We start from the raw sequence: 22,046 nt of genomic DNA, 5'->3' as shown, positions 1-22,046 counted from the left end.
CAAAAGTCTTATATCGCAGATTAATGGGCAGTAAGACCCCCATTTCAACAATTAGAGAAATCGAAAAAGGATAAGTGGGGGACAAACTGCCCGTAAAGGCCCGATTGGTTCGGGCCAGGCAGAGCCTGTTCACTCAGGTATTGCCGCAGGACGCGGCGCTCTTTACGTGAGTTCCTCTTCCATCAGTGGGGGAGGACAGAAAACCTCGGCTGATGGAAGATTCACTTAATTCAATAAAGAGGGTATAAGCACCTGCTGATAAACAGTGGCTTATCCCCTTTGGTTAGGCAGTAGTTACGAACACTTTAATTCTTTAGAAAAAAACCTCTCAACGCAAATGAGATATTTTGAGGTCTTTCAGCGAGCCGGCGCATGAAATAGCCAAACCAGTCGTCGCCGAAGGGAATATAAACACGAGTTTTATATCCTTCTTGAACTAAGCTTACTTGCATCTCTGTTCTAAAACCGTACAGCATTTGAAACTCAAATTGATCACGATTAATCTCATTTTTTTGCACAAAATCTTTCACTTTAGAAATGATATGATGATCGTGAGTCGCAATCGCTGTATAACTTCCGCTCAATAAATGTTCTTCAATAATTCTCATATAATTTTCATCTACTTTTTCTTTTTCCTGATAAGCCACTTTAGAAGATTCTTTATATGCTCCTTTTACTAGACGAAGAGGAATGCCTTTCAACTCTTTCACGTCCTGTTCGGCTCGAAACAAATAAGCTTGAATGACGGTCCCGACATTCGTATACGTTTCACGCAGCTCTTTTAAGATGTCTAAAGTAATTTGGCAATGTGAGTAATCTTCCATATCGATTCGGACGAAGTTATTGTGATATTTAGCTGTGTCCAGAATTCGATGCATATTTTGGACACAGAAATCCCGATCGATATCTAAACCAAGCTGGGTCATTTTAACCGACAAGTTACTATTGACGCCGGCCTTTGCAATGGCTTCCAACGTTCTTGTATTACATACGGTCGCTTCTAGTGCATCTTCTCGGCTTGAAACGAATTCTCCTAAATGATCGAGAGTACAGAGAAGTCCTTTTTCATTTAATCGCTGAACTTGATTGATCGCGCTCTCTATGTTTACTCCAGCTACTACTTGGGACGCGCCAAATTTAAGGCCCCATTTCTTTGCGACCGTATTTAAGGCTTTGTTTTGTGAAGCGTAGAGAAATATATTTTTTGAAACCTTTGCTAACATGGATACTCCCCCTTAATGATCGTTGATTTTCTTGAGATGGTTTGATAATGGACAACTTAGAAAAATTATTCGTTATGTTCTTTCGGTGTGATCCTTATTTTCGGTTGTATATGTATATGCATGAAGGAGACCATTTAGGGCCTTTCTTGCTCAATAGATGCTAGTGAACAAAGAAGTATTAGGCTAAAAGAGGATTTTCTGACCGTAAGTTGAAGGAAATTTGATCGAAGTAAGGCATATCTTTTGGAAATACATCATACGTAGACACGATCAGAAATTCTGTCCCTTTTCCCCTTTCTGTTTGTAGCTCCCAGATCTTTCGTTTATTCTTATTTCATATACTGAAAGTTACAAATTCTAACATACAAAAAGCATAGCACTTTTTCGTTTTGGGATATGATTTTAACTTAGCTTTATGGGCATGTGACGCTACACTTAATACGATATATAAACAACTATTAGGCTTCCGTGCAGCGTGAGCATTGTACCAGAGAAACCCTCTTTTATATGGGAATTGAATAAGAAAGGTTTAAATAACACACAATACGTCTTGTTTAAATCATTATAGAAAGGGGTTTGTTCCGAATGAATAAGAATGACCTTCAAGAATGTATTACAGAATGTGAAAGTGCATTATCTCATTTGAACAATGCGATGAGTAAGGCTCATGACCATGCTAAACAAAAAATGCAACATGCATCCAGAGACTTGGAAGCATGTATTACAGAATGCCGTAGTCTATTGTAATAAACTAAATAACCAAAGCCCCTACTGTTTTTAGTAGGGGCTTTGGTTATTTCAGAAAATGGATTGTTAAGAAGCCATGTTTCGGCAAACTTCTGCACATTCACGGCAAATTTTAGCACATTCTTGGCAATGGTCATCTTTGAACATTTCACATTCCACCGCACATGCTTCACAAATAGCAGCACATAGCTGACAATGTTGTGTAGCAAATACACTGTTCCTTGCCATATAAGCCACGGACTGTAAACAAATTTCTGCACAATCCTTTAGTGTTTGAAGACACTTTACTCTTGCTTGAACATCTGGTTCTTGTAAGCAAGCTACCGAACATTCTTCACAAGCTCTTGCACATTTTACACATGCTTCAATACAATGATCCATATTAGTTGGTGATGTCGACAATACACCCATTTATTAAAACCTCCAATATAATTTAATCAGTATTATTCTCTCCAATTCAATTTTTTCTTATCCAATTAATCTGTCTCCGGTAGGTTTACTTTTTGAAAAGTAAGTCCACTCTAACTATTAGTAAATAAGTTGCAAGGAGGTTTGTTAATGGGTGGTCAAGAATCAATTATTTCAACGGATAATATTACATTAATCCTGACAGCAATGGTTATGGGAACGTTGGCTAGGATCTTCGTTTTAAAAGAGGACTATAGACAATATCCATCCTATCCGAATGGCTACATGATTCACATTTTAATTGGGTTCATTGCTTCCACGCTGGGGGCAGTATTTATACCGGCGCTTATGACGAGTAATTGGGTGGCGGTCACATTCTTATCTTTAGCTATCCAACAGTTCCGAGATGTTAGAAAAACAGAACAGGAAAGCTTAAAAAGCCTAGAGAATACAGAATTTACACCTAGAGGAGACGCGTATATCGATGGTATTGCTAAAACATTTGAATCTCGTAATTATTTTGCATTAGTTGTCTCTATTTCTACGGCTGCTGCTATGCAGATTTACAAACCGCCCATGTTGATATTAGATATTGGGCTGGGGGTAATCACGGGTTTTATTGTGTTATTCCTTTTGAAGCGATTTTCAAAAGGTAAACAAGTTGAAGATATCGCAATAATCAAAGAAGGCCAAATTGAAGTAAAGGAATCTGAATTGTTTGTGGATGGAATCTTTATTAGCAACTTAGTTGGAACGGATAATGCACAAAAGATGCTTCTGAAAGAAGCTTTCGCAGTAACGATTGAACCGAATGAAGAGCATTATCGGATCACGTTAGACAATTTCGGGCAACGAAAAGCCATTTTATTTGAAGCTACACGCGCCATCGGTGTCAAACGATATCACTATACCCGTAAAGATTTTGAAAGCGGTAAGACAATCATTGTTATCGTTCCGCTTATTCGGGACATAAATAAGCTAATAGAAGCAGTAAAAAAAACACCTTTGCTCGAATCAGTTAAGAAAAGTCATGCACTCATGGACACGAATGTAACGTCAGGAGAGTGAAAAGATGGGAAGAGAGAGTGCCCAGAAGGAAACGAACAACATTATTGCGGCTGTAACATTGGCTCATCACAAAGTTTCTGGGGGTAATTCATTTGTTGTAGAAGCTCAAAATGAGGAGGAGCAAAAACAAATTATGCTCGATATCGCTAAGGCCGTGAAAGGAGATGTAACCAAAACAAGCAATGGAATTTTCTTAATTCTTAAAGATTAAAATGAGGTACTAGGCTATGTAAGTCCGTCGGTAAGTCCGTCGCTTTTCATAAAATCCCCCTTAAAAAAGTGCCTGATCTAGTATCGACAATCCGAAAAACCGTTTAGATATTCCAAACGGTTTTTGTAAATAAACGCAAAAAAATGGGCAGGGGTATGAGATAGAGTAAAATGGTATTCGGGCAAAATCAAATACGCTTGCTAAAACATAACCGGAATGTGAAGCATGTTTTAGAGAGTCCTCTTTCGTATCAGTATGTTATTCTTTAACCCATTCCGTTTCTAATTCAATACCAGCTGCTTTCATCATGGTCAGAACGGGGCAGCGGGCATCTGTTTTTTCTTTCAGTTCAGCGATCCGTTCTGCCGATTCACTTGTTGCGACATTTACTTTGAACCATACTTTTTTAAAAAAGACCTGTACTCCTGCTTCTCCTCGCATCCCCCGTGGATCAAACTCGCCTTTTACATCAAAATTCATTGACTGCAGATCGAAGTTCATTTCCCGTGCGGTCATAGCAGCGACTATATTTTCGCACCCTGCCAAAGAAGCCAAAAGATAAGAAAGCGGGTCTGGCCCTTCATCCATCCCACCCAAAATAGGCGGTTCATCAATGATAATTTCATGTTGTTTTGATTTTACAGTCGTTTTCATTTTTTCTGTTATGCCTGTCACGTGAAACGTCATTGTATCGTTTACATTCATCTATATATCCTCCTGTTCATAGGTGCTGCTTATGTATCTTGCCGCAGTTATGAAAAATTAACCGTTATATAGGCAGCGAATATAAGAGCCCACATACAAACGAAGAAAAGATTCATATTTGAGGCAAAAGAAAAAGCATTATTGGTTGCGACTTGTTTGGAGAAGGGGCTGTTAGAGTCGGTGTAAAATAAGAATGATCTATGTAAGAGATCAAATTCTGGGTGCCTTCTTTATCCGTATTATCATGAACTTTCTCACCATACATATAACCGAAATACGTAAAAATAGTGTACACTTAGGTGAAGGTTTTATCTGATCCTTTTTTGGGAATAAGAGATGTGTTCGGGTTTACGACTTTGAAACCCAAAATTTATCAATAGGATGGGGAGATTTAAGATGTTCGATTATACGGTATCAACAGAGAAAAGTTCTGAACAAGCTATTCTGTCTTTAGAAGAAACTTTAAAGAGTGAAGGGTTCGGCGTATTGTGGAATTTTGATCTAACGGCAAAGCTTCAGGAAAAGGGAATGGAATTTAAGACCCCGTATACGGTATTAGAAGTCTGCAATCCAAAAGAAGCACAGCGTGTTCTGTCTGAGAATCTGCTTGTAGGCTACTTTTTGCCATGTAAAATCGTTGTGTATCAAGATCATGAAGGGACAAAAATAGGGATGCCTAAACCAACTGCCATGATCGAGATGCTTCAAAATGAAGAAATCAAAGTATTAGCACAGGATATTGAAAAGCGTCTTATTTCTTGTATTGATAAAAGTGTGTAAATCACTTTTGGGGAATGGATGTCTTTTTTCTTTTCTTTTTGAAAACAATATACCGTTATAGGTAAATGTATATTAAAAACGAAGTGAATCAGGCTGAAAGCGTTTTTGAAAAACTCGGAGCAAATATATATGGACGAATAAGAATGTAGAAAAACGGCAACGGATCTCCCGCCCGAGCCAAATGCTTATCAAAAGATATGTCAGGTGAATAAGGGGAAAATAACGGCAGATTTAGAACAGCAAGGGGAGAGGGGAAATCGTTCCGAATCGCTGTGCTGTTCGTTAACACATCAAAAAAGGTGCCTAAACAGGTATCTTTTTTGATGAATGGAAACAAATAAAAGAAGAAAAAATAGTGCTGACTATACAATTTAACCGCTTGACAATATACCTAACGGGGTATAATATAAGGGTACAAAGCATTCATGTAAAAAGATTGGATACATTATTTCTATCATCATCAGTATGTTATTCTTTTTTGTAGCCGTTATTGCTTATAGGCGTTATTATCTTGTTAAAGGGGTTTCTTAATTATAAGAAGAAAGCGGTGTGAACGACTATATTACCATAAATCTCAAAAAGGGCTTTCAAAAGCTTATTTGAACATTCCAGTTGCTAATTTAAAGAAAAATCACCTGGAAATTCCATGCGATTAAATCCATGTAATCGCTACGGATCACCTCGAATTGCATCATAGTTTGCGGTACTTACAAGCGAAAGGTTTTAAAGTGGACAGTTATTTATTTAAAAACAGTCAATCGAAAATAAAAGAAAAAGGAGATATGCGTTATGATGTACGATAAAAAAGTTGAAAATCGTTTAAAACGAATTGAAGGGCAAATCAGAGGGGTATTGAAAATGATTGAAGACGGAAAGGACTGCCGTGATGTTGTGACTCAATTATCCGCTACACGCAGTGCGATTGACCGGACAATGGGTGTTATTGTCAGTATGAATTTGGAACAGTGCCTTAGAGAGAATATTGAGGCAGGGAAAGAAACAGATAATCTTGTGCAAGAAGCTGTAGACTTACTTGTCAAAAGCAGATAAAAATAAAAAATATAAGGGTTGACGAATGAATCTCAATCCTTTAATATACCCTTATAGGTATAAAAAGAATCGGAGGGAAAATAAATGAAAGCAGATCAAGTACTAGATGCAAAAGGGCTTGCATGTCCAATGCCCATTGTGAAAACGAAGAAAGCGATAAATCAGCTAGAAGCGGGACAAATATTAGAAGTTCAAACAACTGATAAAGGGGCAAACGGTGATTTAACCGCATGGGCAAAATCAATGGGGCACACACTTTTAAACGCAAAAGAAGAAGATGAAATATTCACATTCTACATTCAAAAAGGCTAATTTTTTTTAATCACATATTATACCCATGCTAGTATGGGTAAGTGAGGACAGGGAGGTTTTACTATGACTGAACAAAAGAAAAAAACAACGATTATTTTATTCAGCGGGGACTATGATAAGGCGATGGCAGCGTATATTATCGCAAATGGTGCAGCTGCTTATGATCATGAAGTAATCATCTTCCACACATTTTGGGGATTAAATGCGCTGCGTAAAGATGAACCATTGGCATTGAAAAAAGGATTGCTTGAAAAGATGTTTGCGAAGATGATGCCGAGAGGTTCAGACAAAATGGGCTTATCAAACATGAACTTTGCCGGAATGGGACCAAAAATGATTAAGCATGTCATGAAAAAACACAACGCGATGACACTTCCTCAATTAATTGAGATGGCGCAGGAACAGGACGTTAAGCTTATCGCATGCACAATGACGATGGATCTGCTTGGTCTTCAGCAGGAAGAATTGCTGGATGGAATTGAATATGCTGGTGTAGCTGCTTATTTAGCTGACGCTGAAGAGGGAAATGTCAACTTGTTTATCTAATGGCTATGGATAAATAAGCAAATGAATAAAGGAAAGGTGGGAAATGAATAAGATGATTGAAACAGATCTCTTGATCAATGCTTTATTGATTGCATTCGTTGTATGGTTTGCTTACCGACGTTTTGCTCCCGTAAAAGGCATTAAAACGATGACGACGAGTGAATTAAAATCAGAATTAAAGAAAAGCGGGAAGCAGTTTATTGATGTGCGTATGCCACATGAATTTCAGGCAAATCGAATCGACGGGTTTAAAAGTATTCCCCTCTATGAATTAAAGAAACGGGCCGGTGAATTGTCAAAAGACAACGAGGTTTTTGTCATCTGTCAAAGTGGTATGAGGAGCAGTAAAGCAAGCAAAGTGTTAAAAAAGCTTGGATTTAAACACATAACTAATATTAAAGGCGGCATGAGTGCCTGGTATTAATCAAAAAAGGAGGATTTTTAATGAAACAATTGGTGCCGAGTGAGTTAGAAGCATTAATCCGTCAAGGAAAAGATCTTACCATTATTGATGTTCGTGAAACAGATGAAGTAGCAACTGGACAGATTCCTGGGGCTGTAAATATACCTTTAGGTTTAGTAGAGTTTCGCATGCATGAACTGGATAAGTCAAAAGAATACGTCATGGTATGCCGGTCAGGCGGGCGAAGTTCGATGGCCGCTAATCTTTTAGAAAGCCATGGATATCGAGTCATCAATATGACAGGCGGTATGAATGAGTGGGAAGGCGCTATTAAATAATTTTTTACGGTATTAAAAACTATACAGGTATTATTAACAAGGAGGAAACACAATGATGGAATCAAACCATGTATTAGATGCAAAAGGACTAGCTTGTCCGATGCCTATTGTCAAAACTAAAAAAACAATGAAGGATTTAGAGCCGGGCGAGGTATTAGAAATCCAGGCAACCGATAAGGGTTCAACGGCCGACTTGCAGGCTTGGGCTAAAAGCACGGGCCACGAGTATTTAGGAACAGAAACAGAAGGGGACACCTTGCGTCATTTCCTGCGCAAAGCGGGAGCAATAGAAGCAGAGGGCGTTGTGATTCCTGAAATCTCATTAGATGAATTTAAAGAAAAAGTAGACAAAAATGAAAATTTAACGGTTTTAGATGTTCGGGAAATAGAGGAATATGAAGAAGGACACATTGAGGGTGCTATCCATATCCCACTTGGAGAGGTCGAACAGCGTGCTGGAGAGCTGGACAAAGAAGACGTCATTTATGTGATCTGTCACTCGGGCAGAAGAAGTGAATTAGCCGCTCAAACAATAGCGAAAAAAGGATTCAAACAATTATTCAATGTTGTACCTGGCATGCGTGACTGGACAGGGAAAACGATTTAAAGAAAGGAGGAAAAGAACATATGAGTACAAAAACAGCGATCATTGCCGCAAATGGCGGATTGTTCGATGCATACAAGGTATTCAATATTGCGACAGCTGCAGCAGCGACTGATCAGGAAGTAGCCATTTTCTTTACATTTGAAGGACTGAACCTCATTCACAAAGAAGCATACCAGCAGCTGCCAATGCCTCAAGGAAAAGAACATTTAGTAGAAGGATTCAAGAAAGCAAATGTCCCTTCCATTCCAGAGTTAGTGGAGATGGCTCAAGAAATGGGCGTGACCTTTATTGGCTGTCAAATGACGATGGATGTCATAGGTCTGGAAAAAGAAGCATTCGTTGACGGAATTGAAGTAGGCGGAGCAGTGACTTTCTTAGAATTCGCTAAAGATGCCGATGTGACGTTAACATTTTAATGTACGATAAAGAAAATAAAAAATTTTAAAATAAATTATACCCTAGGAGGTAATTGGATATGCCAGTAAATTCAATGACAGCGAAAGAAGTCGCTAAAAAGGTTGTCAATAAAGAGTCGTTCTTTATTTTAGATGTTCGGAATGAAGATGCTTTTCAAGACTGGAAAGTGGAAGGAGAAAATGTGCAATATTTAAACATTCCTTACTTTGACCTGTTGGATGGAGTCGAAGAAATTTTACCACAGCTCCCTCAAGATAAAGAAGTATTGGTTGTATGTGCAAAAGAAGGTTCATCCATCATGGTCGCTGATATGCTTTCAGAAGAAGGGATGACCGTATCTTATCTTCAAGGCGGCATGAAAGCGTGGAGTGAACATTTAGACCCTGTTAAAGTGGGCGATTTAAAAGACGGTGGAGAACTGTATCAGTTTGTTCGAATTGGCAAAGGGTGTCTCTCTTATATGGTCGTATCAAATGGAGAAGCAGCTCTTATTGATGCGACGCGTATGACAGAAGTATATATGGATTTTGCTCAAGAAATCGGTGCGAAAATCACTCACGTGTTTGATACACATCTTCATGCTGATCACATTTCAGGCGGCAGAAAGATTGCTGAAACAACAAATGCCACTTACTGGCTTCCGCCAAAGGATGCACAGGAAGTAACATTTGATTATCAGCCATTAGAAGAAGGCCAAGATGTAACGATTGGCAATACGACAATCAACATTCAGCCGTTGTATTCCCCAGGCCATACGATCGGTTCTACTTCTTTTATTGTAGATGACACGTATTTACTTTCAGGTGACATTCTATTTATTGATTCGATCGGAAGACCTGACTTGGCTGGACTGGCAGAAGATTGGGTGGGAGATTTGAGAGATACACTTTACACCCGTTATAAAGAATTATCTGATGATCTCATCGTTTTACCTGCTCACTTTATGATCATGGAAGAGTTGAATGAGGACGGCAGTGTATCGGAAAAGTTGGGCACATTGTTTGAGAAAAATCACGGCTTGAATATAGAAGATGAGACGACATTCAGAGAAATGGTAACCGGCAACCTGCCGCCACAGCCAAACGCTTATCAGGAGATCCGTGAAACGAACATGGGGAAAATCAATCCGGATGAAGAAAAACAACGGGAGATGGAAATTGGGCCAAATCGTTGTGCCGTTCGATAAAAAGTGTGCAAGCAAAATAACGTAAAAAATGAATGGAGAGATGAAAATGAACGCAGATAAAGTATTAGACGCAAAAGGGTTTGCCTGTCCAATGCCAATTGTGAAAACGAAAAAAGCTATGAATGAACTGGAAACAGGTCAAGTATTGGAAATCCATGCGACAGATAAAGGTGCAAAAGCAGACCTCACAGCCTGGGCAAAATCCGGCGGACATGATCTTGTGAATCAGGCAGAAGAGGACGATGTACTAAAATTCTGGATCAAAAAAGGCTGATCAGAAAAAAGGGTATCTGTTCGATACCCTTTCTTTTTTGAAAGGAGGAGGAGCGTATGGATCTTACGTTTATTATCACGATTTTCTTGATTGGTTTTATCGGGTCCTTTATTTCAGGAATGGTCGGGATTGGCGGTTCCATCATTAAATATCCAATGCTTTTGTATATTCCCCCGATACTTGGTATGGCTGCGTTCAGTGCCCATGAAGTATCTGGAATTAGTGCCATTCAAGTTTTTTTCGCTACTATCGCAGGAGTGTGGGCGTACCGAAAAGGTGGTTATTTGAACAAAACTCTGATTATCTATATGGGGTCTAGTATATTAGTCGGAAGTTTCATTGGCGGTTATGGTTCTGGCATGATGTCAGAAGGAGGCATCAATCTTGTTTATGGGATACTCGCTGCGATTGCAGTGGTTTTGATGTTTCTCCCGAAAAAAGGAATTGATGATATTTCACTGGATCAGGTCACGTTTAATAAATGGCTAGCAGCTGGATTGGCTTTCATCGTAGGGATTGGAGCAGGAGTTGTTGGGGCAGCAGGAGCTTTTATCCTCGTACCCATAATGCTCGTCGTCTTAAAGATTCCAACACGGATGACCATTGCTACTTCACTCGCGATTACTTTTATTTCCTCGATTGGCGCCACGGTCGGTAAAATCACGACTGACCAGGTTCTTTATGGCCCAGCAGCCATCATGATTGTCGCTAGCTTACTTGCCTCTCCTTTAGGAGCAAAGGCTGGACAAAAAGTGAATACGAAAATATTGCAAGTGGTGTTAGCCTTGTTAATATTAGGTACCTCGATTAAAATTTGGATGGACATTCTTTGAAATAAAAACATGGGAGTCAACAATGGCTCCTTTTTGTTTTCTTTTCTAAATCTAGCCACTTCAAAAGGATAAGGCAAACTTAAGAGATAAACAGAAAAAAAGCAGGAGCGGCTGTTACAAAAGTTGCAAAGGAATATTATCAGAGAATCTCGATGAAGAGTAATGATTTTAGAAAAATGGCTGCCAGCTAGATGATTTGATTTTTCCACATTCTTGACCTCATACTTAAAGTGGAAAGAGTAAGCTGGTCAGCATTAAGCTTGATTTAAAGGAGCGGATAAAATGAACATGTGGCATGAACGATTCAAAGAAGAGGAGTATGTTTACGGTAAGGAAGCAAGCGAAATTGTCCGTATAGCTGCGGAAAAACTACGAAAAGAAAGCCGAGTTCTATCTATTGCAGAGGGCGAGGGGCGCAATGCGGTGTTTCTGGCTGAAAACGGTTTGCATGTAACAACATGGGATTACGCTCTTTCAGGCATTGAAAAAACGAAAAAATTGGCATTAGAACGAGGAGTTGTTGTAGAAGCCGAATTTTGTGACCTGGCTGAGGCAGAGTGGACGGAGGATAAGTGGGATGCTGTTATTCATGTATTTGGCCATTTCCCGGTACCTGTTTTTGAAAAGACAATGGAAGGCATCAAGAAGTCACTAAAACCTGGCGGCCTGTATGTGTCTGAATTATATTCAACTGAGCAAATACACTTTAAATCGGGCGGACCGAGGGACATTGAGCTATTATATACACCTATTCAAATGTTGAATACGTTTCAAGATTGGTATATCCATCACTTCTATACGGGCGAAGCAAAACGGAACGAGGGGAAACTTCACCAAGGCACAAGCCACGTCATTCAATCCATTTTCCAAAAGCCTACAAAGTAATGGTAGCAAACGGGGAAATAATGGCTAAATAGCACGCGGTTCTTTCTTATCGAGTAAAAGGGAGAAGTTGCTTAACTTTAAAAAGATAAAAATAGCCTTTCTCAAATCCAAATGACTAGTAGTAATAATCCCATCTGAAAAAGCCTCTAGACCGCCATTCGTACAGGCTAAGTCTAGAGGCTTTTTTAGTTTGACTGGTTACGGTTTATCGTTCTACTTTGTCTAAAATTACTTGTTTGTTGATTCGATGACTGTTGTGCTGAGGATTGATTATTCATCATACCTTGCATTGGCTGTGCCATTTGCTGGGCTGCCTGTGTTTGCCTGTTCATCGTTCCACTTTGTTTAAAATTATTCATTTGTTGACCTGAGGATTGATTATTCATCATACCTTGCATCATCGGTTGTGTCATTTGTTGTGCTACTTGTCCCTGTCCACCAAAGGAGCTCATCAATGTTTGCAGGAATGGCTGGAAAGATCCGTTGCGCAGTCCTCTTGTCAATCCGTAAATAGCTGTAGCAGCTAAACCAAGAGTAAGTAATGAAGACATCATCCCATTTTGGTTGTTCATAAAAAGAAACCTCCTTCCTGTTAGTAAAATTCGAATAAAGATGCATCATTAAAACTTATTTACATCTATTTAATGAGCATCAGGAAACACTCTTTTAACCAAGTCAGTAAATTTATCGAACACCCCTTTCTGCCGGTGAACTTTCATACAATAGGTACTGACCATTTTTAAGATAACCATGTAAAGCTTTTTTATTCATGTAATGATCGAAAAAAAAAGAAGCATCTGCTGATCAAGAAAGATCTCAACATACCCGTTGCACCGATTGAGGAAATTTCAAATATGGATGAAGTTTTTTGATAGAAACGTAAACGGCTCACAATTATGAAAGCGTTTCCAATTATTGATTATTGCTTTAAAAAGACTTAATGGGATAATGATAATAAGAGACTAATCTAGATGTAGATAAGTCTTTATTTTAACCGGAACAGCTAAATAGAGAAAGGTCAATTGCTATAGAATAAATACAGGAAGGGGCAAGGAGCATGTTGAGAAGTGGAGATTGGATTATTGCTCAGATCGATAATTATCACGTGATCGGTTTTATTGAGAGTATTTCTGTGGCACGTAACGAGGTGTTTATTACAAAAGTAGCAAATTACGTTGAAGGTGTAACGCATTCTGTGAAACCAACACCGAAACTATTTACCGTCGATCGTGTTGGGAAACTCAATTTAACACTTGAAAAAGAGGATTGGGATTCTTTGATTGACCTGGCCATTCATACCGGGGACGAGAGATGGTTCGATCAACTGGCTGAAAGAATGCTGCTCGATGTACAAGAAAAAGTAAAAACACCGTCAACTCACTCTCCTTTCAAACCTAATGACCTTTGCAGTGGAAGCATGTAAAACGGTTTTCGATACGTCGTATTACATTAGTTTTTCTACAATAGATCCTTGAATGTTATACATTTCAGTATATAAAAAATCGTTTGGAAAATCCAAACGATTTTTTTGTGTAGTGTTAAGTTGCTATATACTTTCAATCTGTATTTTATTCCAGATTAAAGGGCAGTAAGACGCCCACTTCAAGACTTAGAGAAACGGAAAAATAGTTGCTAGATGACCTGATGAGAGTTATTGGGCTCAGCAACAAAGGGTATATGATTTTATGAACGATCAGACGTTTACCGATTTTGTTGGGGAACTTCCAACAGATGCAGATGCTTTATTCCGTCCAACAGTTAGTCGATCAGCTGGGGACCCTGAAGAAATCTCAGCAGGTGCAGGAGTAGAATATTTCAATCTTGTCTGGAGTAAAGGGGACGGGGAAGGATTAACACGTAATATAATAGGGGGTCCTTCAACATTAACGGAAACAATGGCAGCAGGGTTAGGTGAACGAGTACAGATTGGTGCCGTAGTAAATGAAGTTTTTCATAAACCAAATTCAGTTGTTGTACGGTATACTCAAAATGGAGTATCTTATGAAGAAGAAGCTCGTTATGCTATTCTTGCCACTCCAGCTCCAATTACACGTAAAATAGCGGTTGATATTGACCAACAAATGGGAGAAGCACTAGATCAAATCGTTTATGGGCCATATGTAAGCGCTGCCTTCTTAACAAATGAAACGGGTCCTCAGGTTTGGGATAATGCATATGCTGTTGCAGCACCAAAAAGATCCTTCAATGTTGCTTTTAATATGTCTAATATCGTAAGAAACAACGAGCCTGTAAGACAACAAGGCAGTAGTTTTATGACCTTCTCACCTGCACGATTAGCACGCAATCTTATTGAGAAAACAGATGATCAAATAGTAAAAACTTATTTAAATGACTTGGATGATATTTTTCCTGGTTTCAGTAACCATGTAGTAGAATCCGAAGTGCAAAGATGGCCGCTTGGACTGGTCTATTGTTTCCCAGGACGCAGTAAAATTCAGCCTTACTTGACTAGACCATCAGGTCGCTTATATTTAGCTGGAGACTATCTGGGAACTCTCTATACAGAAACGGCTATCCAAACAGGGTATGATGCGGCACAGGATATTCTAAGTTTATTAGGTACTTCACCTTCAAATAAAATTTATCCCGCATTAACGGACAGTAAGACCCCCGTTTCAAGACTTTGAAAAGAAAAGAAGGATAAACCGGAGATCAACTGTCCGTAAAAGCCCGATTGGTTCGGGCCGGCTGAAGCCGGTCACTCAAGTATTGCCGCAGGACGCGGCGCTCTTTACTTGAGTTCCTGTTTCATTCAGTGGGGATGAAGAAAATCCCCACTGAATGAAGTATCACTTTATTGAAATGGAGGAAATAGAAAATGACCCTACAAAAGCAAAGAGAACTATTTAAAGTTGCAACACAAGATCCAACCCATCCTTATAGTTCAGCCGTTCGTTTTGGCGATCTTGTCTGGACAAGTGGGCAAATAGGCATGAACAGTCAAGGAGGCATTCCTGATGAATTTTCTGAACAAATAGATTTAGCCTTTGATAACCTGGAAGCTGCACTTAAGACCACCGGTGCAAATCTATCTACAGTTTTAAAAATATCAGCGTTCGTTACGGATATTAATCGACTCGAAGAATTTAACGAGGTTTACCGTAGACGGGTGACAATGGACGGGGCTCCTGCTAGGACAACCGTTCAAATTGCGTCCTTTCAAGAAAACATTCTTGTCGAAATAGATGCCGTAGCCTACGTAGCTAATAGTGAGAGGGGTAAACAATAAAATGAACAGTTTAAAAGGAAAAGTTGTCATCGTTACAGGTTCATCAAGAGGTCAAGGCGAAGCCCAAGTACGCTACTTATCATCCTTAGGAATGCACGTTGTAATAGGTGCACGGGTTTTAGAAGATGCAAAAAAACTTGCAGATGAAATAGGAGAAGATAATGTATTTCCAATTGAGCTAGATGTCACGAGAGAAAAAGACTGGCAAAACGCTAAAGATGCTGTATTAGATAGATTCGGAAAAGTTGATGCCCTTGTTAATAATGCAGGAATATACCAAAACAGTCCATTAATAAACACTTCTCTTGCGGATTATCAAAAATTAATACAGGTAAATCAAATAGGTGTTTTTCTTGGAATGCAAACCATTATCCCAATCATGTCAGAGCAGAAAAAAGGTTCTATCATTAATATTGTTTCTATATCGGCTTTTGCTCCATTAGATGGTACCGCAGCATATGCTTCTACAAAAGCTGCGGTAGTAGCTATGTCAAAGGCGACTGCTGTGGAAGTAGGTCCAAAAGGAATACGTGTCAACATTATTCATCCTGGTGGAATTAAAACAAATATGGCAGCTCCAGATGGGGAGGTTCCTGATTTTTACTCGAATACTCCTTTAGGACGTATAGGTTTACCTCAAGAAATTGCCCAGGTGGTTGCTTTTCTAGCATCTGATGAAAGCTCGTATTGTACGGGTACAGAAATAGTTGTTGATGGTGGTTTAACATTAGGAACCCGATTAGATTAAACTGATTTATAAAGAAAATGAAAGCCTATTAAAATAGTGAGGATCCAAGAAAGCTCGATTAATTTCAATTCGAGCTTTTTTAAAATTACAAATTGTTTTTTGATGAAAAAAGTTTAACGATTGCTATTGTATGTAGGCTGTTGTTATGTACCATGTCATAAGCATATAATTAATTATGGGAGCGTGATTAAATGAATGCACGAAAACAAAAACAAACTGCTAGAATGCATGACTATTTTATCGAAGCAGCAGCTACTATAATAGAAGAGAAAGGTATTGAACATGTAACTGCTAGAGGGGTTGCAGACATAGCTGGCTATACGAGTTCAACGATTTATAATTATTTCAAAGAATTATCACACTTGATTTTTTTCGCCTCGATGAGATTCCTAGATGATTATAATAAAGATCTTTCCACTTACACTCAAAAAGCACAAACACCTCTAGATAAATATTTAGTTTCTTGGGAATGTTTTTGTAAACATTCTTTTGCTAAACCACAAATTTATCATGCCATTTTCATATCTGATTTAGGGGAACACCCAAATGAATTAATAAAACATTACTATAGTGTATACAGTAATGACTTCGATAAGTTTCCTGACCAACTTAAAAATATTATGCTAGAACATGATATAGCGAAACGATCAAAACCTTTGCTTATTGAAGCTACACAAAATGAAAATTTTAATGAGGAAAATATAGACTTTCTTTTACAAGTAGCTGTTCTAGTATGGAAGGGGATGCTGACAACAATACTCAATAATCGTTTAAGTTATTCTCCTGAGCAAGCTACTAAAGTCACAATGGATTATATAAAAGAGATCACATTAAAATATCAAAATTCAAACTGAGAGAAGCTGAAGACAAACGGGTAAACGTACGCAACAGACATGGCAGTACAGAATCATCTACATTTGTAGAGATCGTGTAAGACGTAAGGCTGTAAACAAAAAATAGAGCTGTCCACAGTTCGTTATTCATCGACTTTTGGGACAGCTTTTTTATCTTTATTCATCCATTCAGATTACCAGAAGAACGCGGATGCTAAAACAATCCCCGTAATGAAACCGAGAGCCAACGGATAACCATATCCCCGTCCATATCCTCCGAAAAATCCATAGCCATAGCCTCCTAGATTTCTAGGCCGTAGCCAAACGTAATCCTTATTAACTCTAGTGATTTCTCCTATATGCACTTTGCCATCACGACCCGTTATTCTAACCATTTGCCCGTGGTATTTACAGCAAAGATTATACATATTTGAATAGGGCATACATATCCTCCTTTTAATCTTATTTACATGCTTCCATGTATTATTAACGTATGTAGAAAATGAGATTTTGTCATAGACACTTGTCTCCATATGCACATTATATTTATTTAAGTAAAAATAGTGTCTTCTTTTAATAATGAAATACCGAAGATCATATAAATAAGAAAGCACGTATGCGTAAAAAGGGGGAGACACTTGTCCGTTATAGAGACCCACATATGGCTGAATACGTTTGTGAAGGCATGCAAAGAACAACAATCAAGAGAGCCCTACTTTATTCAATGTGAGACTTTATGTGATCCATTAAAAGACTGGATTCCTGAAATAAGCGCTGAAGAACTGCATTATCACTTGCTAGAACAAGGATTATTTGAACCGAGAGAATGGAAAGGGATTGTAACGACTGTTCAGAAGATGGAAAAAAACAACATGCGGGGACTAGTGAATCAGGAATACAAGCGATTAAAAAAGAGATGGAATGGTCCAGAGGCTCCGATCTTTATTTATCCAATTAAAAAGGGTATTAAAAAAAACGGGGTAACATTTATGGGAGCGATCTTTTTATTTTTATCGCCAGATCTATTAAAAGAAGAAATAAAGGCCATATTTGCTCATGAATATAACCATGTGTGCCGGCTAGCCTATTTAGATGTAGAGAATAAAAAGCTCACTTTAAAAGATTCACTTATGATTGAAGGGCTTGGGGAGTTTGCTGTTAAAGAATTATATGGCGAAAAGTGGTTAGGGCCCTGGGTCCATCTCTATACGTTTGAAGAGAGCGTGGGATTGTGGGAGCGCCACTTTGTTCCGTCATTAAACATTATGGGGAAGGAAAAACACGATCTTTTTTTATATGGCAAAGGCAATCGACAACTTCCAAAATGGATTGGGTATCATATAGGATTTCAAATTGTGGATTCCTATCAAATGCGCCACGGTCCTTTTAAGAATAACGAATTGTACGCCAAAACGTCTGAAGAGTTGATCGCTGGATCTAAGTTCCCGTATAAGTAACTAGTTAGGAAGAAATGAAAATATTATTTGAAACTGCAACGAAATACACGAAAGCCAAGGGGGACAGTGGATTGATTGATAAAAGAGTGGTGCTTTTCCCATAAATCATACCATTCATCGCTAAGATTTTTCGATGGATTTATATCTGTAATGTCTGTTTGGATGAGTCTAGAAGATGGGTTTATCATGTCGACATGCGTAAATCCGATCTGTTGCAGTTTCAATTTCCACTCCTTTTCACTTAAAACTTCGTGTATGCCGTAAAGGGTGTGCACTTTTTTTCGTACTTTTCTTGATAGGGGCTTTTCCGCTGTCATTTCAATAATGATCATACACCCATCCCTTTTTAATAATCTGAAGAGTTCATTCAACGTTTTAGAAATAGCAGTAAACGTAATAACGGATTCCGCTAGAATGAAATCAAAACAATGGTCTTTAAAAGGTAATTTCTGTGCATCTCCTTCGATCACTTGTACAGTTGACTCTTGATTCTTGAAGCGCTCTCTTGCTTTTTCAAGCATAATGGGGTGATTATCTACGGCTGTCACATGACACCCATATTTTTGATTTAGAAAAGCCGCCGTTTGTCCGGTCCCGCAGCCGATATCTAAAACCGAACTGCATGGGGTAATGATTTCATCTTGCAATAGACGTTGTGTTAAAGGAAAACCACCGGGGTGCGCCCCCCCAATTCCAAAATAGGCTAATAAATCTAAATAGTTATGGCTCATCAGTTATCTCCTATTCCTAAAATTTTTTTGCAAGCAGCAGTACTATATACCAACTTATGTTGAACCTTAAGCGGGGTGCATATGAAAAGAGGCTGCAAGGCGTAAAAAACGGAAGCTTCTTTGTAATATAGCGTTGGCCTACAAGCGAATTAGCTATCCTCACAAGGCGATTAGCTGTATATAAAAAGTGATTACATTAAAATGCGCGATTATGAACATAATTTTCGGTTTTCATTTGAATAAATAGAACGTTAGTATTTGGACCAAATAGAGAAAAATCTTGCATTCTATATTTAGAAAGAGTAGACTTTGATCAAAATGATTCGTCGGGAGTCTGTGGAATCAGACTGAGAGTGCAACTAATCCGTTGGAGACCGTTATAACCTGCTGGATAATGCCAGCGTAGGGAAAGTGATGAAGAATATTTATTATTTACACTTTGCTTATGTAAAGTGTTTTTATTTTATGTAGATTTAGAAAGGGTGGAAAATAATGGATCATCAGAAAGAAATCATTCAGCATGTTTTTCAGTTCATTCAAACAGATGCTTCTAAGGCGACGGAGTTTAATGAATTGGCGCTACGCCTGTATGCTTATCAATATCAATATAACCTCCCTTATCGAACTTTTTGTATGCAAAAAGGCAAAACACCAAGAATGGTGAGAACGTGGAAAGACATACCTCCCGTTCCGATCAATGCATTTAAAGATGTTACGCTAAGCTGTACAGATCCGGAAAAAGCGGAGGCCATATTTATGACAAGTGGCACGACGAAAGGAGTAAAAGGAAAGCACTACCATCCTACCTTACATATCTATGATCAATCTATGAAACTAAACTTTAAGAAACGGTTTATGAAAGACATGGAACACATCCGGATGGGGATTCTTTTTCCAACGAAAAAGGAAATGCCGAATTCTTCGTTGGCCCATTATTTAGCATTGGCTGTAAAAGAATTTGGCACGAAGGAAAGCCATTATTTTGTAAACGAACATGGAATTGATATGACACGTCTGCTGGGTGAACTGAATCATGCGGAGGAAACAGGAGAACCGTATGCTCTCTTAGGCGCAAGCTATAGTTTTGTCCATATGCTTGAGTCATTGGAACGCATGGGGAAAACGTTTTCATTGCCAAAAGGAAGCAGGATTTTGGATACAGGCGGATTTAAAAACCAGTCAAAGGAATTGGAATTAAATGAATTTTATCATCTACTATCTACTACTCTTGGTGTAGATCGCGCAGACTGTATCAATATGTATGGAGTGACCGAGCTTAGCACGCAATTTTACGATAAGGGGAATGAATCTGTTCCTTCTATTAAATCAGGACCTCATTGGATACGGACTAGAGTCATTAATCCTTTAACTGGGGAAGAGGTGCCTAAGGGCGAACGTGGGGTTCTTGTTCACTGTGATTTGGGCAATTTCAATTCAGTGACCACTATTTTAACAGAAGACGTTGGAGTTGAGCTTGAAAACGGTATTCTTCTTTTAGGTAGAGTGCAAGGCACCGAAGCAAAAGGCTGCTCGATTGCTGTAGAAGAGTTCTTAAAGGCCGCATCAAAAGGGGTTTCAGAATGAGGGAACGTGCAGGTTACCTTCCAGATATAGGTGAAACAGAATTTGAGACAAAGGTGTTAACGTTTCAGAGCCAGAGTGAGAAGGTCGAAGTGGAAATACCTTTTCTTACGAATGAGCAGATGAACAAGGTGATTGAAAAGGTGAAAAGAGCCAGTTCTGAAATCTTAAAATCTTTTTCTGTTTCGGAAATTGCCGGCGTCATTGATCAAGCCATTGATCAGCTGCTGGATCGCCAATCTCCATACCGGCAAAAAGCAGAAAAGCTGTTGCCCGTTGTGACAGGATACGATGAAGAAATCATTCGGCTTGGCCTTACTTCCTATTTGAAAGCGTTCCGAAAGAAAGAGCTTCAGCGTTTTCTTGTAGAGGATTTAGGTAATCCTTTGCTGCTTGACGACTTCCAGCCTCGTGTCAAAGGGGGATTTTCAAAAGCGATGGGACCGAACATCGTCACTCATATTTGGTCTGGCAACGTTCCTGCTCTGCCTTTATGGAGTTTGATCTCAGGCTTGCTTGTGAAAGCGGGGAATATTGGAAAAGTTCCGAGCACAGAGCCCTTGTTTTCGGGCTGGTTTGCTCATATACTGGTCGAAATAGAACCACGGTTAGCTGACTGTTTCGCTATTGTTTGGTGGAAAGGCGGTGACGAAGAGCGGGAGCGTTGTCTATTGGAGCGATCAGATGTTGTCGTTGGCTACGGCGGCAATCAGTCGTTGCAGTCGTTGCAAAATCGTATGCCGATTACAACACGCTTTTTACCATTTGGCCATAAAATCAGTTTTGGTATTGTGTCCCAATCAAGCCTTGATTCGAGAAAAGCATGGCAATCGGTTCATCAGGCAGCTCTGGATGTGATTCGATATGATCAGCAAGGATGCTATTCTCCTCATATTTTTTATGTGCAGCATGGGGGAAAGGTTTCTCCAAGAGAATTTGCACGGTTTCTAGCAAATGAATTAGAAAACTATCAAAGAAGATATCCGCGGCGGAATCTTTCGATAGAGGAGTCTGCATCCATAACAGCGTGGCGGCAAAGAGAAGAAATGACTATTTTTTCTAACCCGAATAATGAAGTGCTCGGCAATCAGGCAAATGACTGGACTGTTGTATATGAAGAAAACGACCTCCATTTTACGCCGAGCTGTTTAAACCGTGTGATTAAAGTGATTGCATTCGAAACGATTGAAGAGATTCTTTCTTGTATTGATCTTCATCGTTCCCTACTTCAGACTGTGGGGGTCGCCGCAAGTCCAAAAGAACTTTTTGAGTGGGCTGAATTACTAGGAAAAACCGGCGTCACACGGATTACGGCTCTCGGATCAATGACATCTCCGGAAGCTGGATGGCATCATGATGGCCGCTTTAATTTATTAGACTTAGTGAACATGGTAGACATAGAAGCAGCTGCGGAAGCATCAAGTGAACAGTTTGCGCCTTATGTGGATTAGGA

The 22,046-nt window shown here is 39.1% G+C and carries 27 protein-coding genes and 1 pseudogene; 23 read left to right on the top strand and 5 right to left on the bottom strand.

The features are described 5' to 3' along the window. Positions 1 to 305: 305 nt before the first annotated feature. Together BLL40_RS02990 and BLL40_RS02985 are read right to left on the bottom strand one after the other, a co-directional pair. Positions 306 to 1,223: a proline dehydrogenase family protein gene (locus tag BLL40_RS02990; RefSeq protein ID WP_073710443.1), complete on the bottom strand. Its 918-nt coding sequence runs from the start codon at positions 1,221 to 1,223 to the stop codon at positions 306 to 308. An 813-nt stretch (positions 1,224 to 2,036) separates the two neighbouring features. Further along, positions 2,037 to 2,381, bottom strand: a complete 345-nt coding sequence (locus BLL40_RS02985) for a four-helix bundle copper-binding protein (RefSeq protein WP_073710442.1) — start codon at positions 2,379 to 2,381, stop codon at positions 2,037 to 2,039. Between the two features lie 147 nt (positions 2,382 to 2,528). On the opposite strand from BLL40_RS02985, the gene BLL40_RS02980 reads away from it, so the two are divergent. After that, positions 2,529 to 3,446 (top strand): YIEGIA domain-containing protein, encoded by a 918-nt coding sequence (locus tag BLL40_RS02980; RefSeq protein ID WP_073710441.1) that lies wholly within the window; start codon positions 2,529 to 2,531, stop codon positions 3,444 to 3,446. Positions 3,447 to 3,450: 4 nt separating this feature from the next. Beyond that, on the top strand, positions 3,451 to 3,657 hold the full coding sequence (locus BLL40_RS02975) for a capping complex subunit for YIEGIA (protein ID WP_073710440.1): 207 nt from the start codon (positions 3,451 to 3,453) through the stop codon (positions 3,655 to 3,657). A 258-nt stretch (positions 3,658 to 3,915) separates the two neighbouring features. Here the strand turns inward: BLL40_RS02975 and BLL40_RS02970 are convergent, their stop codons facing one another. Further along, entirely contained in the window at positions 3,916 to 4,362 is a 447-nt protein-coding gene (locus tag BLL40_RS02970; protein WP_073710439.1) for an OsmC family protein, read from the bottom strand. Between the two features lie 396 nt (positions 4,363 to 4,758). On the opposite strand from BLL40_RS02970, the gene BLL40_RS02965 reads away from it, so the two are divergent. The 13 genes and pseudogenes from BLL40_RS02965 to BLL40_RS02910 all read left to right on the top strand — a co-directional run bounded on the left by BLL40_RS02965 (position 4,759) and on the right by BLL40_RS02910 (position 11,993). Next, positions 4,759 to 5,142, top strand: coding sequence for a DUF302 domain-containing protein (locus BLL40_RS02965; protein WP_073710438.1), 384 nt, complete (start codon positions 4,759 to 4,761; stop codon positions 5,140 to 5,142). Between the two features lie 141 nt (positions 5,143 to 5,283). Continuing rightward, positions 5,284 to 5,428, top strand: a pseudogene (locus BLL40_RS18100) (MBL fold metallo-hydrolase); the annotation flags it as partial. 503 nt (positions 5,429 to 5,931) lie between these two features. Then, positions 5,932 to 6,192 (top strand): metal-sensitive transcriptional regulator, encoded by a 261-nt coding sequence (locus BLL40_RS02960; protein ID WP_073710437.1) that lies wholly within the window; start codon positions 5,932 to 5,934, stop codon positions 6,190 to 6,192. An 84-nt stretch (positions 6,193 to 6,276) separates the two neighbouring features. Continuing rightward, on the top strand, positions 6,277 to 6,504 hold the full coding sequence (locus tag BLL40_RS02955; protein ID WP_073710436.1) for a sulfurtransferase TusA family protein: 228 nt from the start codon (positions 6,277 to 6,279) through the stop codon (positions 6,502 to 6,504). A gap of 63 nt (positions 6,505 to 6,567) precedes the next feature. Next, complete coding sequence (locus BLL40_RS02950) at positions 6,568 to 7,050, top strand: DsrE/DsrF/DrsH-like family protein (protein ID WP_073710435.1); 483 nt, start codon at positions 6,568 to 6,570, stop codon at positions 7,048 to 7,050. Positions 7,051 to 7,102: 52 nt separating this feature from the next. Further along, positions 7,103 to 7,474 carry a rhodanese-like domain-containing protein gene (locus tag BLL40_RS02945; protein WP_073710434.1) on the top strand — a complete coding sequence of 124 codons (372 nt, stop codon included), beginning with the start codon at positions 7,103 to 7,105 and terminating at the stop codon, positions 7,472 to 7,474. A 20-nt stretch (positions 7,475 to 7,494) separates the two neighbouring features. Then, the gene (locus BLL40_RS02940) at positions 7,495 to 7,791 is read left to right on the top strand and encodes a rhodanese-like domain-containing protein (protein ID WP_073710433.1); all 297 of its coding nucleotides are present in this window, start codon (positions 7,495 to 7,497) and stop codon (positions 7,789 to 7,791) included. 52 nt (positions 7,792 to 7,843) lie between these two features. Further along, positions 7,844 to 8,398 carry a sulfurtransferase TusA family protein gene (locus BLL40_RS02935; protein ID WP_073710432.1) on the top strand — a complete coding sequence of 185 codons (555 nt, stop codon included), beginning with the start codon at positions 7,844 to 7,846 and terminating at the stop codon, positions 8,396 to 8,398. A gap of 20 nt (positions 8,399 to 8,418) precedes the next feature. Next, on the top strand, positions 8,419 to 8,814 hold the full coding sequence (locus BLL40_RS02930; RefSeq protein ID WP_073710431.1) for a DsrE/DsrF/DrsH-like family protein: 396 nt from the start codon (positions 8,419 to 8,421) through the stop codon (positions 8,812 to 8,814). A 59-nt stretch (positions 8,815 to 8,873) separates the two neighbouring features. After that, entirely contained in the window at positions 8,874 to 10,001 is a 1,128-nt protein-coding gene (locus BLL40_RS02925) for an MBL fold metallo-hydrolase (protein ID WP_073710430.1), read from the top strand. A gap of 46 nt (positions 10,002 to 10,047) precedes the next feature. After that, positions 10,048 to 10,275 (top strand): sulfurtransferase TusA family protein, encoded by a 228-nt coding sequence (locus BLL40_RS02920; protein ID WP_073710429.1) that lies wholly within the window; start codon positions 10,048 to 10,050, stop codon positions 10,273 to 10,275. Between the two features lie 56 nt (positions 10,276 to 10,331). Then, positions 10,332 to 11,108: a sulfite exporter TauE/SafE family protein gene (locus BLL40_RS02915; RefSeq protein ID WP_073710428.1), complete on the top strand. Its 777-nt coding sequence runs from the start codon at positions 10,332 to 10,334 to the stop codon at positions 11,106 to 11,108. 282 nt (positions 11,109 to 11,390) lie between these two features. After that, complete coding sequence (locus BLL40_RS02910; RefSeq protein ID WP_073710427.1) at positions 11,391 to 11,993, top strand: class I SAM-dependent methyltransferase; 603 nt, start codon at positions 11,391 to 11,393, stop codon at positions 11,991 to 11,993. Between the two features lie 185 nt (positions 11,994 to 12,178). Here BLL40_RS02910 and BLL40_RS02905 read toward each other — a convergent pair whose 3' ends face one another. Beyond that, a complete protein-coding gene (locus BLL40_RS02905; protein ID WP_073710426.1) occupies positions 12,179 to 12,565 on the bottom strand; it encodes a hypothetical protein in 387 nt (128 codons plus the stop codon). A gap of 485 nt (positions 12,566 to 13,050) precedes the next feature. On the opposite strand from BLL40_RS02905, the gene BLL40_RS02900 reads away from it, so the two are divergent. From BLL40_RS02900 to BLL40_RS02870, 6 genes are all read left to right on the top strand, one after another. After that, positions 13,051 to 13,416: a hypothetical protein gene (locus tag BLL40_RS02900; RefSeq protein WP_073710425.1), complete on the top strand. Its 366-nt coding sequence runs from the start codon at positions 13,051 to 13,053 to the stop codon at positions 13,414 to 13,416. A 262-nt stretch (positions 13,417 to 13,678) separates the two neighbouring features. Next, positions 13,679 to 14,641, top strand: coding sequence for a flavin monoamine oxidase family protein (locus BLL40_RS02895; protein ID WP_073710424.1), 963 nt, complete (start codon positions 13,679 to 13,681; stop codon positions 14,639 to 14,641). A 191-nt stretch (positions 14,642 to 14,832) separates the two neighbouring features. Next, on the top strand, positions 14,833 to 15,243 hold the full coding sequence (locus BLL40_RS02890) for a RidA family protein (protein WP_073710423.1): 411 nt from the start codon (positions 14,833 to 14,835) through the stop codon (positions 15,241 to 15,243). Between the two features lies 1 nt (position 15,244). Continuing rightward, positions 15,245 to 15,991, top strand: coding sequence for an SDR family NAD(P)-dependent oxidoreductase (locus BLL40_RS02885; RefSeq protein ID WP_073710422.1), 747 nt, complete (start codon positions 15,245 to 15,247; stop codon positions 15,989 to 15,991). 191 nt (positions 15,992 to 16,182) lie between these two features. After that, positions 16,183 to 16,845 (top strand): TetR family transcriptional regulator, encoded by a 663-nt coding sequence (locus BLL40_RS02880; RefSeq protein WP_073710421.1) that lies wholly within the window; start codon positions 16,183 to 16,185, stop codon positions 16,843 to 16,845. A gap of 617 nt (positions 16,846 to 17,462) precedes the next feature. Next, a complete protein-coding gene (locus tag BLL40_RS02870) occupies positions 17,463 to 18,281 on the top strand; it encodes a DUF2268 domain-containing putative Zn-dependent protease (protein ID WP_073710419.1) in 819 nt (272 codons plus the stop codon). Between the two features lie 23 nt (positions 18,282 to 18,304). Here BLL40_RS02870 and BLL40_RS02865 read toward each other — a convergent pair whose 3' ends face one another. Next, positions 18,305 to 19,012 carry a class I SAM-dependent methyltransferase gene (locus BLL40_RS02865; protein WP_073710418.1) on the bottom strand — a complete coding sequence of 236 codons (708 nt, stop codon included), beginning with the start codon at positions 19,010 to 19,012 and terminating at the stop codon, positions 18,305 to 18,307. 492 nt (positions 19,013 to 19,504) lie between these two features. Between BLL40_RS02865 and BLL40_RS02860 the strand changes: the two genes are divergently transcribed. Together BLL40_RS02860 and BLL40_RS02855 are read left to right on the top strand one after the other, a co-directional pair. Further along, positions 19,505 to 20,596 (top strand): LuxE/PaaK family acyltransferase, encoded by a 1,092-nt coding sequence (locus BLL40_RS02860; RefSeq protein WP_073710417.1) that lies wholly within the window; start codon positions 19,505 to 19,507, stop codon positions 20,594 to 20,596. After that, entirely contained in the window at positions 20,593 to 22,044 is a 1,452-nt protein-coding gene (locus BLL40_RS02855) for an acyl-CoA reductase (RefSeq protein WP_073710416.1), read from the top strand. The genes BLL40_RS02860 and BLL40_RS02855 overlap by 4 nt, the downstream gene beginning before the upstream one ends. Positions 22,045 to 22,046 lie beyond the last annotated feature (2 nt).

The sequence above is a fragment of the Domibacillus mangrovi genome, from assembly GCF_001906925.1.
Taxonomy (GTDB): Bacteria; Bacillota; Bacilli; order Bacillales; family Domibacillaceae; genus Domibacillus; species Domibacillus mangrovi.
The sequence above is the reverse complement of the archived record's forward strand: the minus strand, read 5'-3'. Positions and strand labels throughout refer to the sequence as shown.

Excerpts from the sequence above, each read along its gene's own strand:
- BLL40_RS02990 (WP_073710443.1), bottom strand. The coding sequence starts at position 1,223 with ATGTTAGCAAAGGTTTCAAAAAATATATTTCTCTACGCTTCACAAAAC.
- BLL40_RS02910 (WP_073710427.1), top strand. The coding sequence starts at position 11,391 with ATGAACATGTGGCATGAACGATTCAAAGAAGAGGAGTATGTTTACGGT.
- BLL40_RS02915 (WP_073710428.1), top strand. The coding sequence starts at position 10,332 with ATGGATCTTACGTTTATTATCACGATTTTCTTGATTGGTTTTATCGGG.
- BLL40_RS02935 (WP_073710432.1), top strand. The coding sequence starts at position 7,844 with ATGATGGAATCAAACCATGTATTAGATGCAAAAGGACTAGCTTGTCCG.
- BLL40_RS02965 (WP_073710438.1), top strand. The coding sequence starts at position 4,759 with ATGTTCGATTATACGGTATCAACAGAGAAAAGTTCTGAACAAGCTATT.
- BLL40_RS02885 (WP_073710422.1), top strand. The coding sequence starts at position 15,245 with ATGAACAGTTTAAAAGGAAAAGTTGTCATCGTTACAGGTTCATCAAGA.
- BLL40_RS02930 (WP_073710431.1), top strand. The coding sequence starts at position 8,419 with ATGAGTACAAAAACAGCGATCATTGCCGCAAATGGCGGATTGTTCGAT.
- BLL40_RS02960 (WP_073710437.1), top strand. The coding sequence starts at position 5,932 with ATGATGTACGATAAAAAAGTTGAAAATCGTTTAAAACGAATTGAAGGG.
- BLL40_RS02905 (WP_073710426.1), bottom strand. The coding sequence starts at position 12,565 with ATGAACAACCAAAATGGGATGATGTCTTCATTACTTACTCTTGGTTTA.
- BLL40_RS02855 (WP_073710416.1), top strand. The coding sequence starts at position 20,593 with ATGAGGGAACGTGCAGGTTACCTTCCAGATATAGGTGAAACAGAATTT.
- BLL40_RS02890 (WP_073710423.1), top strand. The coding sequence starts at position 14,833 with ATGACCCTACAAAAGCAAAGAGAACTATTTAAAGTTGCAACACAAGAT.
- BLL40_RS02985 (WP_073710442.1), bottom strand. The coding sequence starts at position 2,381 with ATGGGTGTATTGTCGACATCACCAACTAATATGGATCATTGTATTGAA.
- BLL40_RS02925 (WP_073710430.1), top strand. The coding sequence starts at position 8,874 with ATGCCAGTAAATTCAATGACAGCGAAAGAAGTCGCTAAAAAGGTTGTC.
- BLL40_RS02950 (WP_073710435.1), top strand. The coding sequence starts at position 6,568 with ATGACTGAACAAAAGAAAAAAACAACGATTATTTTATTCAGCGGGGAC.
- BLL40_RS02900 (WP_073710425.1), top strand. The coding sequence starts at position 13,051 with ATGTTGAGAAGTGGAGATTGGATTATTGCTCAGATCGATAATTATCAC.
- BLL40_RS02865 (WP_073710418.1), bottom strand. The coding sequence starts at position 19,012 with ATGAGCCATAACTATTTAGATTTATTAGCCTATTTTGGAATTGGGGGG.
- BLL40_RS02970 (WP_073710439.1), bottom strand. The coding sequence starts at position 4,362 with ATGAATGTAAACGATACAATGACGTTTCACGTGACAGGCATAACAGAA.
- BLL40_RS02955 (WP_073710436.1), top strand. The coding sequence starts at position 6,277 with ATGAAAGCAGATCAAGTACTAGATGCAAAAGGGCTTGCATGTCCAATG.
- BLL40_RS02895 (WP_073710424.1), top strand. The coding sequence starts at position 13,679 with ATGAACGATCAGACGTTTACCGATTTTGTTGGGGAACTTCCAACAGAT.
- BLL40_RS02920 (WP_073710429.1), top strand. The coding sequence starts at position 10,048 with ATGAACGCAGATAAAGTATTAGACGCAAAAGGGTTTGCCTGTCCAATG.
- BLL40_RS02980 (WP_073710441.1), top strand. The coding sequence starts at position 2,529 with ATGGGTGGTCAAGAATCAATTATTTCAACGGATAATATTACATTAATC.
- BLL40_RS02975 (WP_073710440.1), top strand. The coding sequence starts at position 3,451 with ATGGGAAGAGAGAGTGCCCAGAAGGAAACGAACAACATTATTGCGGCT.
- BLL40_RS02860 (WP_073710417.1), top strand. The coding sequence starts at position 19,505 with ATGGATCATCAGAAAGAAATCATTCAGCATGTTTTTCAGTTCATTCAA.
- BLL40_RS02945 (WP_073710434.1), top strand. The coding sequence starts at position 7,103 with ATGATTGAAACAGATCTCTTGATCAATGCTTTATTGATTGCATTCGTT.
- BLL40_RS02880 (WP_073710421.1), top strand. The coding sequence starts at position 16,183 with ATGAATGCACGAAAACAAAAACAAACTGCTAGAATGCATGACTATTTT.
- BLL40_RS02940 (WP_073710433.1), top strand. The coding sequence starts at position 7,495 with ATGAAACAATTGGTGCCGAGTGAGTTAGAAGCATTAATCCGTCAAGGA.